Annotated in this window: 13 protein-coding genes and 2 riboswitches; of the genes, 5 read left to right on the top strand and 8 right to left on the bottom strand. The window is 70.3% G+C overall.

What is annotated here, in order from left to right; genetic code table 11:
* Positions 1-193 precede the first annotated feature (193 nt).
* Complete coding sequence (locus JGS22_RS21400; RefSeq protein WP_211039982.1) at positions 194-415, top strand: hypothetical protein; 222 nt, start codon at positions 194-196, stop codon at positions 413-415.
* An 81-nt stretch (positions 416-496) separates the two neighbouring features.
* Complete coding sequence (locus tag JGS22_RS21405) at positions 497-1,318, top strand: PhzF family phenazine biosynthesis protein (RefSeq protein WP_211039983.1); 822 nt, start codon at positions 497-499, stop codon at positions 1,316-1,318.
* Positions 1,319-1,364: 46 nt separating this feature from the next.
* On the opposite strand, the gene JGS22_RS21410 is transcribed toward JGS22_RS21405, so the two are convergent.
* A complete protein-coding gene (locus JGS22_RS21410) occupies positions 1,365-2,105 on the bottom strand; it encodes a CPBP family intramembrane glutamic endopeptidase (RefSeq protein WP_211039997.1) in 741 nt (246 codons plus the stop codon).
* Between the two features lie 360 nt (positions 2,106-2,465).
* The gene (locus JGS22_RS21415) at positions 2,466-3,968 is read right to left on the bottom strand and encodes a glutamate-cysteine ligase family protein (RefSeq protein ID WP_211039984.1); all 1,503 of its coding nucleotides are present in this window, start codon (positions 3,966-3,968) and stop codon (positions 2,466-2,468) included.
* A 524-nt stretch (positions 3,969-4,492) separates the two neighbouring features.
* Here JGS22_RS21415 and JGS22_RS21420 point away from each other — a divergent pair.
* The gene (locus JGS22_RS21420; protein WP_211039985.1) at positions 4,493-5,089 is read left to right on the top strand and encodes a hypothetical protein; all 597 of its coding nucleotides are present in this window, start codon (positions 4,493-4,495) and stop codon (positions 5,087-5,089) included.
* Positions 5,090-5,315: 226 nt separating this feature from the next.
* Positions 5,316-5,522, top strand: coding sequence for a DUF5999 family protein (locus JGS22_RS21425; RefSeq protein WP_211039998.1), 207 nt, complete (start codon positions 5,316-5,318; stop codon positions 5,520-5,522).
* 207 nt (positions 5,523-5,729) lie between these two features.
* Here JGS22_RS21425 and gcvP read toward each other — a convergent pair whose 3' ends face one another.
* Entirely contained in the window at positions 5,730-8,615 is a 2,886-nt protein-coding gene (gcvP, locus tag JGS22_RS21430) for an aminomethyl-transferring glycine dehydrogenase (protein ID WP_211039986.1), read from the bottom strand.
* 62 nt (positions 8,616-8,677) lie between these two features.
* A riboswitch (glycine riboswitch) is annotated at positions 8,678-8,802 on the bottom strand.
* Positions 8,803-8,902, bottom strand: a riboswitch (glycine riboswitch). It lies immediately after the preceding riboswitch.
* Positions 8,903-9,031: 129 nt separating this feature from the next.
* On the opposite strand from gcvP, the gene JGS22_RS21435 reads away from it, so the two are divergent.
* On the top strand, positions 9,032-9,418 hold the full coding sequence (locus JGS22_RS21435; protein ID WP_211039999.1) for a PRC-barrel domain-containing protein: 387 nt from the start codon (positions 9,032-9,034) through the stop codon (positions 9,416-9,418).
* Here JGS22_RS21435 and JGS22_RS21440 read toward each other — a convergent pair.
* From JGS22_RS21440 to JGS22_RS21460, 5 genes are all read right to left on the bottom strand, one after another.
* Positions 9,337-10,758, bottom strand: coding sequence for a DNA polymerase IV (locus tag JGS22_RS21440; RefSeq protein WP_211039987.1), 1,422 nt, complete (start codon positions 10,756-10,758; stop codon positions 9,337-9,339). The two genes, JGS22_RS21435 and JGS22_RS21440, sit on opposite strands and share 82 nt — an antisense overlap.
* Positions 10,759-10,814: 56 nt before the next feature.
* Positions 10,815-11,414 (bottom strand): MerR family transcriptional regulator, encoded by a 600-nt coding sequence (locus JGS22_RS21445; protein WP_211039988.1) that lies wholly within the window; start codon positions 11,412-11,414, stop codon positions 10,815-10,817.
* Positions 11,415-11,635: 221 nt separating this feature from the next.
* On the bottom strand, positions 11,636-12,109 hold the full coding sequence (locus JGS22_RS21450; protein WP_211039989.1) for a bifunctional nuclease family protein: 474 nt from the start codon (positions 12,107-12,109) through the stop codon (positions 11,636-11,638).
* A gap of 62 nt (positions 12,110-12,171) precedes the next feature.
* Complete coding sequence (ftsR, locus tag JGS22_RS21455; RefSeq protein ID WP_211039990.1) at positions 12,172-12,912, bottom strand: transcriptional regulator FtsR; 741 nt, start codon at positions 12,910-12,912, stop codon at positions 12,172-12,174.
* Between the two features lie 21 nt (positions 12,913-12,933).
* Positions 12,934-13,698 carry an FHA domain-containing protein gene (locus JGS22_RS21460; RefSeq protein ID WP_372454336.1) on the bottom strand — a complete coding sequence of 255 codons (765 nt, stop codon included), beginning with the start codon at positions 13,696-13,698 and terminating at the stop codon, positions 12,934-12,936.
* Between the last annotated feature and the right edge of the window lie 113 nt (positions 13,699-13,811).

Raw genomic sequence — 13,811 nt, forward strand, 5'->3', positions numbered from 1 at the left:
ATCATGCCTCCCGGCCGACATGAGTGTCGAGGCGTTCACACCTGTCAGTCACCGTCCCGGTGAACCGACGAACCGTCAACTTCGTCTCGACGACCGTGGTTTGATCCCTCCCGCGGTCGATCGGCGAAACCGTCGCGCCTCTCGCCCACGTCCTGGAGACTGACCGCCACCGTCGAACCGGCCGAGGAGTCCGATGGCCACCACCCGCACGAAACCGCGCATCTGCGTCTGGATGGTGGCGCTGCCCGCGCCCGGGGGACGTGAGTACGTCTACCGCGTGTACGCACCCCCCGACGCGCTGCCGGGCGACGTGTTCTGGTCCGCCTTCCACTGCCATGACGGCAGTCAGGACGGGGGCCGCCTGCCGCGGGTCTCCGACGCGTTCGACGCCGCCGAGATCTGGCGCCTGGACTGACCCCGCGAAGGCCGGCGGCGACGTACCCCGGGACTGAGCGCAACGCCGACCGGCAGCGCCCGCCGCTCGTATGCTCGGCCCATGAGGATCCACTTCGTTGACACCTTCACCGATCGCCCGTTCTCCGGGAACCCCGCCGCCGTGGTCCTGCTGGACGACGACTTCCCTCCCGACGAACAGCTCCAGCGCCTCGCCTCGCAGCTGAACCTCTCCGAGACCGCCTACGCCCGTCCGCTCCCGCCGGGCGCCGAGGCCGACTGGGCGCTGCGCTGGTTCACACCGGCTGCCGAGGTACGGCTGTGCGGTCACGCCACTCTCGCCACCGCACACGTGCTGCGCACCTCCGGCAGGCTCGCCGGCCGGGTCCGATTCGCCACCCTCAGCGGCGTGTTGACGGCCACCGGGGAGGCCGAGGGCACCCTCACCCTCGACTTCCCCACCGCCCCGCTCACGCCCGTGCGGGACGTGGCGAGTGCGGCCGAGGCACTCGGCGGCACCCGGATCCGCTCAGCCTGGCGCACCGGCCCCGACGTGGGGGATCTGCTGCTGGAGGTCGAGGACGAACGCGCTGTGCGCAGCGTCCGCCCCGACCCCGGACGGCTGGCGGGCCTCTCCGAGCGCGGGGTGATCGTCACCGCGCGGGCTGCCGACGCGTCCTCGACGTACGACTACGTCTCCCGCTGCTTCTACCCGGACGTCGGCGTCGGGGAGGACCCGGTCACCGGCAGCGCCCACACCGCCCTCGCGCCGTTCTGGTCGCCACGCCTGGGCTCGGAGCAACTGGTCGGGTTCCAGGCGTCCGCGCGCGGCGGGATCGTGCACACCACGGTGCGCGGGGAACGGACGCTGCTCGGCGGCGACGCGGTCGCCGTGATGGAGGCGGAACTGCGCGTACCGCTGTGACGCCGGCCGCGCGCAGGTGCCCCCGCCCTGGGCGGCGGGCACCGCGTCAGGCCGTCGGCAGCCAGCCGACCCTGCCTGCCAGCAGCGCGTAGCCGATGAAGGCGACGATGTCGATCAGGGCGTGCGCGGCGACCAGCGGCCCGACCCGGCCCCAACGCCGGTACAGCCAGACGAAGATGACGCCCATGACCATGTTGCCGATCATGCCGCCGATGCCCTGGTAGAGGTGGTACAGACCGCGCAGCCCGGAGCTCGCCGCCATGGACGCCATGGGGCTCCAGCCCAGTTGGTCCAGTCGCCGCAGCAGATAGCCGATCACGATCACCTCCTCGACGACGGAGTTCTCCGTCGCCGAGAGGATCAGCACCGGGAACTTCCACCAGACCTCGGGGAGCGACTCCGGCACCACCGTCAGGTTGAACCCCGCCTGCTGCGCCCCGAGATAGAGCAGCAGCCCGCTGCCGCCGATACCCGCAGCCACCACCGCGCCGCGACCCAGATCGAACCACGGGCGGCGAAGGTCGAATCCGATCGCGCCCATGCCCGCCCGCTCGCGCATCAGCAGATGACCGACGAGCAGCACGGGGACCAGCGCGGTCGCGATGCCGAAAAGCTGCCAACTCAGGTCCAGCCAGGGTCGGTCGGGCGCCATCGAGCGGTTGAGGTTCGCCGCCTGGTCGCCGAGTCCGCCCGGCCTGGTCAGCGAACCGGTGAAGCTGATGAGCGCGGAGATCGCGCTCGCGCCGAGGGAGAGCCCCAGGACGAGCAGCGTCTCGTTGCGCACCATCCGCGGCGACAGCGCGTCCTGCGGCAGCAACTGCCCCTGACCGTACGGCTCTCGCGCAGGCAGTGACCGCACGCGGACCTCCCGTTCCTCTGTGTTCCGCCCGTCCGGCGGGCACGGCCGGGCACGGCCGCTCAGGCCGCGTCCGGCGCGAAGTGCCCGGCTCAGCAGATCACAGCCTGCCGCAGGGCAGCGTCCCAGCCCTCGGCGGGTCCGCACCGCCGCGACTCACCGACGCCCGCCGACGGCGCGCGAGGCGGAGGCCTCCGGCGAGCGACCCCGGCGGGGCGGACGGAGGCAGCGCCCTTCGGCGGGGCGACCTCCTCCGACAGGACGGGCAGGACGGCACTCCCGGCGGGCGGCTCACGCCCAGGGGCCGGCCGGCCAGGAGTGCACCGGCTCCCCCGCGCGTGCCAGCTCGCCGTATCTGCGTACGGTCGCGGCGAGCGCCTTCTCGCGGTCCAGCCCGCTCTCCCTGGCCCGGTGGTAGGCGGCGACCTGCCAGGACGCGCCGTTCGTACGGCGTTCGCAGCGCGCCTCGATGACGCCGAGGCAGCGGTCCCGGTCGGCGGGCTCCACGCCCCAGGCGTCCAGCCCCAACGCCGCCAGCGGCAGCAACTCCTCGCGCACCAGCCGGTCCACCGGTACCTGGCCCGAGCCCGCGCCGCGTCCGGGCCTCGGCCAGGTCAGCCGTGCGTCGATGCCGTACCGGCAGGCCAGTTCGAAGTTGGACTCGGCCGTCTCGAAGGGCATCCGGGACCACAGCGGACGCCCCTCGTCGGCGAGTGCGCGGACCAGACCGTAGTAGAAGGCGGTGTTGGCCATCACGTCGGTCACGGTCGGCCCGGCCGGCAACACCCTGTTCTCCACCCGCAGATGGGGCACCGAGTCCACCACTCCGTAGACCGGACGGTTCCACCGGTAGACGGTCCCGTTGTGCAGCACCATCTCCGACAGCTCCGGGACTTCGCCCCGCTCCAGGGCCTCCAGCGGGTCTTCCTCGGCGATGCCGGGCAGCAGCGCCGGGAAGTAGCGCAGGTTCTCCTCGAAGAGGTCCTTCGGCCCCTCGATCCACCGCTCCCCGAACCAGGTGCGCGGCCGTACTCCCTGTGCCGCGAACTCCGGGGGCCGGGGATCGGCCGCCTGCAGGAAGAGCGGTATGCGCGACTCCCGCCACAGCTCGCGGCCGAACACGAACGGCGAGTTGGCGGCAAGTGCCACCTGCACGGCGGCCATCGCCTGCGCCGCGTTCCACACGTCGGCGAACCGCCCGGGCGTCACCTGCAGATGCAGCTGCACGGAGGTGCACGCGGCCTCGGGGGCGATGGAGTCGCAGACGTGCTGCAGCCTCTCCACACCCTCGATGTCCAGCTCGATCTCCTCCCCCCTGGCGGCCATGATGCGGTCGTTGAGCATGGTGAACCGGTCGTCGGAAGAAAGATTCGCGGAGCTCAGGTCCTCGTGCGTGAGAGTCGGCAGAATCCCGATCATCACGATGCCCGCGGCGACCTCCCGCGCCTTTCTGTCCGCATAGCCGAGAGCGGTGCGCAGTTCCTCGGCAAGCTGGTCGAAGACCCGCCCGTTGAGCCGGTGCGGAAGGATGTTGACCTCCAGGTTGAACCGCCCCAGTTCGGACTGGAAGTCCTCACTGGCGATCCTGTCGAGCACCTGGTCGTTCTTCATCCGTGGCAAGCCGTCGGCGTCCGCGAGATTCAGCTCGATCTCCAGCCCCATCAGATCGCGTGGCCGGTCGAACCGCTGCCCCTCCAGCAGCAGCTCGAGCGCTTCGAGACAGCGACGCAGCTTGTCCCGGTACCGTCTGCGCTCCGCTGGGCCGAATGTGTCGGCCGCGACCTTCTCGCCCATGTACGGGTCCTCCTCAGGTGAGCGTGCCCGGATGATGCCCCCGAAGGTGATCGACAACGCGTACGATCGGGGCCGGAGAGATCTTTTGGAGAATACTCGACAGGCACATTCCCGTGACATGCGGCACAAATGCGCAGCACCCTCGGGCATGTCCCTGCACAGGCGCGCGATCCAGCCGTCCGTGAACCGGATCACGAGCCTCGTCACTGGTTTCTCGAAGATATCCACGCAGGTCGAAGGCTTATGGATTTCGACGGGATAACGACGGAATACAGCCTTGCCGAAATACCGGGAGTTCGCTAGCAGAAACCTCGATCGAGGCGGATTCGTATAAACTCCGACCCAGAGGCTGCTACAAGTCGCACACCGGCGAGAGACGCTTCACATTTCTCCCACCTGATGGACATCTGCTCCGCCCGGCGTACGGCACTGGGGAATCGCCGCCCGCCCACCGCCACGCACGCATGCCACACCGCCGCACTGCCACGTCATTTTCCTGTCTCCCGAGCGAGAGGCGACCCACCATGCCCCTGCATGCCCGCACGGCCCCCAGCCACGCCCTGCGCACTGTCGAGGCCGCACTCAGCTCCTCGCCCCTCCACGGGCCGACTCCCCCGACACCGTCCGAGCCAGCCTCCGAGCGCACCGCCGGCTCCGGGGTCCGGGTCGCCGCCGCACTCCCGCTCCACCTGCTCCCGAACATCGGGGACCGCGCACCGAGCGCCCCCCGTGCGGGCTGGCGCTTCCTGCTCTCGGACGGCACCGGCCCGCTGCTCACCGCCGACACCGTACCGACCGCGGACGGCTGGGCCTTCTCCCACTTCAGCGACGGCCCCTACGCCGCCTCGGCGCTCCGCTGCCTGGACTCCGCGCGCACCCTCACCGCGACGTACGAGCCGCGGCTGCTGTGCGTACCCGAGCTCTACATGGTGACCCTCTGGCTGCACTGCCCCGGTCCCGCGAGAGACCAGGACGGCCTCGGCCCGGCCGACCTGCTCGCCCCTCTCGCCCCTGCGCCCCCGGGGATCGCCGCGGAGCGCCCCGTGCGTGTGGACGGGCTGCTGCCCCTACTGACCCACCGACTCCACCCAGCCCCGCCCGCACTGCTGCGCACCGCCTGACCGCCTCCCGGGCGTGGCTCCGCAGCCCCCGCGAGGGTCCGCGCAACCATCCGGAAGAGTGACGCGTCCCACACCGGTAAGCGCCGATACAGAGGAATCCCTGCGGAACAGCATCCGCGGGACGAGACTGGAGACGGAAGAACACCACATATCTCAGGGGGAAGCGGTCATGACCACCATCAGCCGCGACAGCAGCCACCAGACGACACAACGAAGGTCCGCCACCATGTGCTCGCACCAACCGCCCTGCCCGACAGCGGAATCCACCGACCGGGAAGCCGCCCACCTGGTAGCGCACCACCCCGAGCAGGGATGGAGCCTTCTCTGCAACGGCGTCCTGTTCTTCGACGACACCGGGGAGTTGCTGCCCGACGGGCAGATCGTGGCGCCCCACCGCCCGATCGTCCCGCGCAGCGTCGCCACCGCCGCCTGAAGCGGTAAGCGCGACGACCGACGGCCGGCCACCACCGCGGGCAGCGGGAGCGCCACGGCCGGAACGGCAGCCCGGGCAGCGGACAGCACACCACAGAACGGCAGGCCCCCAGTTCGACACTGGGGGCCTCATTCCGTCACGGCTCATTCCGTCACGGCACCGTCCCGCTCACGACGGCACCGGCCCCGGTCACGCAGACCGTCGGCGTCAGCCGTCGTAGTCCTCCAGCGGCGGGCAGGAGCAGACCAGGTTGCGGTCGCCGAACGCACCGTCGATGCGTCGCACCGGCGGCCAGTACTTGTCGGCGGCCTTCACGCCTTCGGGGAAGGCGGCTTCCGCCCTGGTGTAGGGCAGCTCCCACTCCCCCGCGAGCTGCTCCGCGGTGTGCGGGGCGCCGCGCAGCGGGCTGCTCTCGGCGGTCCAACGCCCCCTGGCGACCTCCTCGATCTCCGCCCGGATCGCGATCATCGCCTCGCAGAAGCGGTCGATCTCGGCGAGGTCCTCGCTCTCCGTCGGCTCGATCATCAGCGTTCCGGCGACGGGGAAGGACATCGTCGGGGCGTGGAAGCCGTAGTCGATGAGCCGCTTGGCGACATCGTCGATGCTCACGCCGGTGGCCTTCGTCAGCGGCCGGACGTCGATGATGCACTCGTGTGCCACCAGACCGCCCGGGCCCGAGTAGAGCACCGGGTAGTGCCCCTCCAGGCGCTTGGCGATGTAGTTGGCGCTCAGCACCGCGACCTGGGTCGCCCTGCGCAGCCCCTCGGCCCCCATCAGGCGTACGTACGCCCAGGAGATCGGCAGGATTCCGGCAGAGCCCCACGGCGCGGCGGAGATCGGGCCTATGCCGGTCTCGGGGCCGGCCGAGGGCTGGAGCGGGTGGTTGGGCAGATACGGCGAGAGGTGGGCGCGCACACCCACGGGCCCGACGCCGGGGCCGCCACCGCCGTGCGGAATGCAGAACGTCTTGTGCAGGTTCAGGTGCGAGACGTCCGCGCCGAACCTGCCGGGCTTGGCGAGGCCGACCAGGGCGTTGAGGTTGGCGCCGTCCACGTAGACCTGACCGCCGGCGTCGTGCACGGCCGCGCAGATGTCTGAAATGTTCTCCTCGAACACCCCGTGGGTGGAGGGGTAGGTCACCATCAGCACCGCCAGCTCGGCGCCGTGCTGCTCGATCTTGGCGTGCAGGTCCGCGAGGTCGACGTCGCCGCTCTCGCCGGTCTTGACCACCACGACCTTCATCCCCGCCATCACGGCGCTGGCGGCGTTGGTGCCGTGCGCCGAGGAGGGGATGAGGCAGACGGTGCGCGAGGTGTCGCCGTTCGCGCGGTGGAAGGCACGCACGGCCAGCAGGCCCGCCAGCTCGCCCTGGGAACCGGCGTTGGGCTGGATCGAGACGCGGTCGTAGCCGGTGATCTCGGCCAGGCGCTCCTCGAGCTCCCGGATCAGGGTCAGGTACCCGCCGGCCTGCTCCTCGGGCACGAAGGGATGGATCGCCCCGAACTCCGGCCAGGTCACCGGTTCCATCTCGGTGGTGGCGTTGAGCTTCATGGTGCACGAGCCCAGCGGGATCATGCCCCGGTCCAGTGCGTAGTCCCGGTCCGAGAGCTTGCGCAGGTACCGCAGCATCGCTGTCTCGGAGCGGTGCTGGTGGAAGACGGGGTGGGTCAGGAAGTCCTCGGTGCGCCGCAGCGAGGACGGCAGCGCGTCCGAGCCCGCGGCATCCAGCCGCTCCACGTCGGCGGCGACGCCGAAAGCGCCCCAGACCGCGTCCAGTTGCTCCACCGTCGTGGTCTCGTCGCAGGCGATGCCGACCAGGTCGGCACTGGTCGGGCGCAGGTTGACGCCGGCGCTGCGGGCCGCGTCCACCACCTCCCGGGCACGGCCCGGCACCCGCGCGGTGACCGTGTCGAAGTAGGTGTCGTGCAGGACCTCCACACCGCCCTCCCGCAGCCCGGCGGCGAGCAGTGTCGCCAATCGGTGGGTGCGGCGCGCGATGGCGGTCAAACCCTCCGGCCCGTGGTAGACGGCGTACATCCCGGCCATCACGGCCAGCAGGACCTGCGCGGTGCAGATGTTGCTGGTCGCCTTCTCGCGGCGGATGTGCTGCTCGCGGGTCTGGAGCGCGAGACGGTACGCGGTGTTGCCCTCGACGTCGACGGAGACACCGACCAGCCGACCGGGCAGACTGCGGGCGAACTTCTCGCGCACGGACATGAAGCCCGCGTGCGGACCACCGAAGCCCAGCGGAACACCGAAGCGCTGGCTCGATCCGACCGCGATGTCAGCGCCCAGCTCGCCGGGCGCGGTCAGCAGCGTCAGCGCGAGCAGATCGGCGGCGACCGCGACGATCGCGCCGAGCTCGTGCGCCTGCTCGATGACGCGACGCGGGTCCCGCACCGCACCGGAGGCACCGGGGTACTGGAGGAGCAGTCCGAAGACACCGCGCTCCGCGATCTCGCCGGGCACTCCGTCGGTCAGGTCCGCGACGACCACCTCGACGCCGGTCGGCTCCGCGCGGGTCCGCAGCACCTCCACGGTCTGCGGCAGACAGTCCGCGTCGACGAGGTAGACCCCCTGCTTGACCTTGCCGACCCGCCGGGACAGCGCCATCGCCTCGGCGGCGGCGGTGCCCTCGTCGAGCAGCGAGGATCCCGAGGTGGGGAGGCCGGTCAGGTCGGCGACCATCGTCTGGAAGTTGAGCAGCGCCTCCAGCCGGCCCTGGGAGATCTCCGGCTGGTACGGCGTGTACGCCGTGTACCAGGCGGGGTTCTCCATGACATTGCGCAGGATGACCGGCGGGGTGAAGGTGCCGTGGTAGCCCAGGCCGATCATGGGGCTGAGCACCTCGTTGCGCCCGGCCAGCTCGCGCAGCTCGGCCAGCACCTCGGCCTCCGAGCGAGCGGCAGGCAGGTCGAGCGCCTCGGTGCTCTTGATGACGTCGGGCACCGCGACCGCGGTCAGCTCGTCGAGCGAGCCGTAGCCGATGTGCGCGAGCATCTTCGCCTGGTCCTCGGCGTTCGGGCCGATGTGCCGGTGCTCGAAGGGGGTGTCGCCATGGAGAGCGGCGAGCGGAACGCGGTTTTCGGTCATCAGCGGAGGCCTCCTGGTCTGCAACGACCTGTCGGGGCACCACGAGGCGCGGTGCCCGTACGGCCTCCCCCTCTGTCATCTCAACCTGAGAGTTTCACCGGCACGCTGGCCGCGCACCGGCTTTCACCGTCGGTGAGGAGGATGCGGCCGGTCGCCCGGCTCCGCCCCTCCTGCTTTCCAGAGTGACCTCGTCCGCACGGTACGTGTGCCTGAGAGATTCCGGGGAGGTATTGCTCCTTCGGCGCCTTGGGCCCTCTCGGACCGAAAGACTCTCCCGCGCGGGGTCTGCAGCCACTGTCGAGACTACCAGCGCCCGTTCACCCGCAGTCCGCGTGCTCCCAAGTGGCTGTCCAGGCAGAACTCGACTTCTCTGGAGGGAGCGGCAGCAGCGGCCTCGCACTACGTGATGCCCACTTCTGGGAGGAATCGTGCACACCGATATCGATCCGCGGAGCCTGATCGGGCGCAAAGCTCTCGACCGCGACGGAAACAAGCTCGGCACGATCGACGAGGTCTATCTCGACGACGCCACCGGCGAGCCGGAGTGGGCGGCGGTCCGCACCGGGCTCTTCAGCCGCGACGCCTTCGTCCCCCTCGCACCCAGCGAGCTGGTCGAGGACGTCCTGCAGGTGCCCTTCGCCAGAGCCCTGATCAAGGAAGCGCCGGACTTCGGCGTCGGCAGGCACCTCTCGCCGGAACAGGAGCTTCAGCTCTACCACCACTACGGGCTCGACCTGCCCTCCTCGCGGGGCGAGGAGCCGCCCGAGGACAGGGACTTCGGCAGGCTGGCGGGCGAGGACTGACCGGTCTCGGCCATCCGAGCCGTGAGCGGATACGGCTCCGCCGGGCTCAACTCCTCGTCCCCCACCGGGAAAGTGCGTACCTTCCCCGGCGGCGAGGACGGCGTCTCGAACCGCACCGTCACTCTCCCCACCCCGCTCCCCTGCACCCAGCCCGGCCCGTACCGCTCGTGTCGAACGTCCAGGCCGGGTCGCCAGCCTCTGGGCTCTTCGCCCGCCGATCTGCGCGCGGCGCCCTCGCTCTCCTGCGGCGCCTCGGGCTCCTGAGGGGGCGCACTCTGGGCGAAGAGGTCCTCCTGAGTGAAGTCGGCGAGCCCGCTGACCCCCACGCCCAGCAATCGCACCCCCGACCCCGTGTCGACGGCCGCGATCAGACGCGCCGCGGCCTCCCGGATCACCACCGGATCGTCGGTGGGCCCGCGCAGGGTCTCCGATCTCGTCAACGTCGAGAAGTCGTGCCTCCTGACCTTGACGACGACCGTACGACCGGAGCGCCCCGCCGCGCGCAGCCGCTCCGCACATCGCCCCGCGAGGCGTGCGACCTTCAGCACCACCAGCGAACGATCGGTGACGTCCTCGTCGTAGGTGTCCTCCACCGACACCGATTTGGACTCCCGCTCGGCCACCACGGGACGTTCGTCGATGCCGCGGGCCATGGTGTGCACGGCGGTGCCGTGCGCGGTGCCGAGCAGCCTCAGCAGCTCCGCCCGCTCCGCCCCCGCCACGTCCGCCACGGTCTGCAGACCGGCTCTGCGCAGCGTCTCGGCCGTCGTCGGCCCCACACCGGGCAGCGCCCGCACCGGCATCGGCGCCAGCACGTCCCGCTCGGTCCCGGGCTCGACCAGGAAGATACCGTCGGGCTTTGCCTCCTCCGAGGCGATCTTCGCCAGCATCTTGGTCGCCGCGAGCCCGACGGAGGCCGGCAGCCCGGTCTCCTCGAGGATCGTCCGGCGCAGCACCTGCCCGACCCCGCGCGCCTCCTCCACGGTCTGCGCCACCCCGCCGGCCGCGAGGTCCACGAAGGCCTCGTCCAGGCTCAACGGCTCGACCAGCGGGGAGAGTTCAGCGAGGCGTTCCATGACGATCTCACTGATCCGCCGGTAGAGGCTGAAGCGCGGTACGAGGTACGCGCCATGCGGGCAGCTGCGCCGGGCCATCGCCGTGGGCATCGCGGAGCGGACGCCGAAGACCCTCGCCTCGTAGGAAGCGGTGGCCACCACTCCCCTGGGCCCCAGGCCGCCGACGATCACCGGCTTCCCGCGCAGGCTGGGCTTGGATGCCTGCTCCACCGAGGCGTAGAAGGCATCCATGTCGAGATGGAGAATCGTGGGAGCGTGCCTCACACCGACCGATACTGCCGTACACCACTGACAATCGGAGGCCGCCGGCCTCCCCGGGCTCAGCCCGCGCGGTGGCGGCGCTTGGCGAGCTCGTCCGCAGGGTTGACGCGCACCAGCGTCTCGCCGGTGTCCACCCGCTCGGCGTGCAGCTGGGAAAGCGCCTGCTCCACGTCGCGCCAGACGACTCCGACGGCGATGCCGAAGATTCCCTGACCGCCCTGGAGCAACTCGGCCACTTCGTCGGGCGAGTTGCACTCGTACACCGTGGCGCCGTCGCTCATCAGCGTCAGCTGGGGCAGCGCGATGCTGTCCTGCTGACGAAGGTGCTGCACCGCGGTGCGGATGTTCTGCAACGAGACGCCGGTGTCCAGGAGGCGCTTCACGATCTTGAGGACGACCACGTCCCGGAAGCTGTAGAGGCGGTGGGTGCCGGAACCGAAGGCGGCTCTCACGCTCGGCTCCACCAGCCCGGTGCGTGCCCAGTAGTCGAGCTGGCGGTAGGTGATGCCGGCCGCGGCGCAGGCAGTGGGCCCGCGATAGCCGAGGCTTTCCGTGGACGGCTCGGTTCCCGGCGGAGCCGGCTTCGAGACGGGCTGCGCCGGAGCTTCGCGCAGCGGGACTGGTCCGTTTGCCGCACTGCTCTCGCCGGTGCTGCTCACGCCGACCTCCGTCCCTTCACATCCCGTGGACACCCCGGGATCTGCCTCAATGAAGGTAAGCAGTGACCAGGGGTGCGTCAACCATCGCCGCACTCGCCACGCCGGGTGATAATCACCGAACGAGTGGTTTCACGTATCCCATTTCCGGGAAAGCTCGACACTCATTTTCAGCCACATCGTCAGCGCCCCGCCCCCGTACCGAGAACGTGTTCCGACGCGCATCACTGATTGCTGGAGCCGAAATCCTCCGGCGAGATCTGGTCGAGGAACTCCCGGAACTTCTCGACCTCGTCCTCCTGCTCGTCCGGAATCACGATTCCCGCGTCGTCCAACACACCGTCACTGCCGTAGATCGGCGTGCCGGTTCGCAGCGCCAGCGCTATCGCGTCGGACGGCCGGGCGCTGACCTCGACCCCGCTGGCGAAGACCAGCTCCGCGAAGAAGATGCCCTCCCGCAGATCCGTGATGCGCACCGCGGTGAGTTCCTCACCGACCGCTTCCAGCACTTCCTTGAAGAGGTCGTGCGTCAGCGGGCGGGCCGGAACCATGCCCTGCTGCGCGAAGGCAATGGCGGTCGCCTCCCCGGGGCCGATCCAGATGGGGAGGTAGCGATCGCCCCCCACCTCGCGGAGAAGGACGATCGGCTGGTTGGAGGGCATTTCGACCCGGACACCCACGACGTCGAGCTCGTTCACACAGCAACCCTAGGACGTGGGCGGCAGGTTTGGATAGTCGGGCACCGGCCGACTCGGGCATCTCAGCACAACCGGTCACGGACCTCGGTGTGCAGGAACGCCGCATGCAGCCGCGTCGAGAGAGCGGCCAGCTCGGTCGCGGTCTCCTCGGCGTGCGTCCTGGTCCGGGGGTTGCGGTGCTTGCGCAACGGCGCGACGAGCTGCTCCACCATGGCCGCCTCCCGCTCGGCGGCAGCCCTGACACCCCGCAGATGCCGCGGCTCGAAACCGTGCCGGCACAGGCTCGCGACGAGCCGCGCCACCTCGACCGACTCCGGGGTGTAGCTGTCGTCCCCCTCCGGCCGTACGAGCCCGTGGGACTCCCACTCGGCCAGCTCGGCCGTGGAGGCACCGACGGCGGCGAGCAGCTCGGCGCGCGTGCTGTGCACTGCCGACTCCCCCTCGCCGCTCGCAGGGCCGCTCACGGGCTCCTGGGGCGGCTCGCAGGGTTGTGACGGCACCGGTGCCGCACCGCGCTGCTGCGCGTCCAGCTGCTCGCGGATCACCTTCAGCGGAAGGTAGTTGTCCCGCTGCATCCGCAGCACTCGGGCAAGCCGGTCGACGTCCCCGGCGGTGAACTTGCGGTATCCCGAAGGCGTGCGCTGCGGCTCGACCAGCCCCTCCGACTCCAGGAATCGGATCTTGGAGAGTGTCACCTCGGGGAACTCTTCACGCAGCAGGCTGAGTACGGCGCCGATACTCATCGGCGCACGCCCCGAGGCGGCGGTGCCCCTGCCGGCACCGCCCGACGGAGTGTGAAGCATGAGCCTTCCCTCGCGGGGTCGTCAGATGCTTCGCGGACTCGAGAAGAAGACCAGCCGGAACTTCCCGATCTGGACCTCGTCCCCGTTGTTCACCACGACCGAGTCGATCGGCTCGCGATTGACATAGGTGCCGTTGAGGCTGCCGTGGTCGGACACCGTGAAGGTGCCGTCCGACGCTCTGCGAATCTCCACGTGGCGACGCGAGACGGTGAAGTCGTCCAGGAAGATGTCGCTCTCGGGGTGACGTCCCGCTGTGGTCACCTCGCCGTCCAGCAGGAACCTGCTGCCGGAGTTGGGACCGCGGCGCACGATCAGCAGCGCCGATCCCATGGGCAGCGCATCGACCGCGGCCATCGCCTCGGCCGAGAGCATCGGGGTCTGCCCGGTGGCCTCGGCGTCGTACGCCTCCAGGCCGGAAATGGAGATCGTGGAGGTCGTCTCCGAGGGGCGCTCGGCCGGCTGGCCGCCACCGAGCGGAGCACCGCAGTGGGAGCAGAAGCGGCTCGACTGCGCGACCTGGTTTCCGCACTTCGTGCAGGCCTGTGCGCCGGATCCGCCGCCCGCGTGCGAGGGCGAGGGTGCACTGTCTCCACCGGGGGTGCTGCCGCCGGTCGCACCCACCTCGTCCCGGAACAGCGGACGGGCCGATTCCTCGGCGGGCGCGTCCGCGCTCGGCCGTGGGGCTCGATGACGCGCGCCGTCGGTGCTCTGGCGCTTACCGAACAACTTCGCAAAGAAACTCACGGGCGATTCCCCTCGCATGAAACAGGCCGGCCCGTGGGGCAGGTCAGATACATGGTGCGTGTACAGCTTGATGCGGCTACTTCGACAACGTCGGAAGCCCCCGGACAGTTTCCCCCACTGTCCGTCTCCCGATCCTGTCGCCCCCTGGAAATGAT

It is taken from the genome of Streptomyces tardus (assembly GCF_018101125.2).
GTDB classification, from domain to species: Bacteria; Actinomycetota; Actinomycetes; order Streptomycetales; family Streptomycetaceae; genus Streptomyces; species Streptomyces tardus.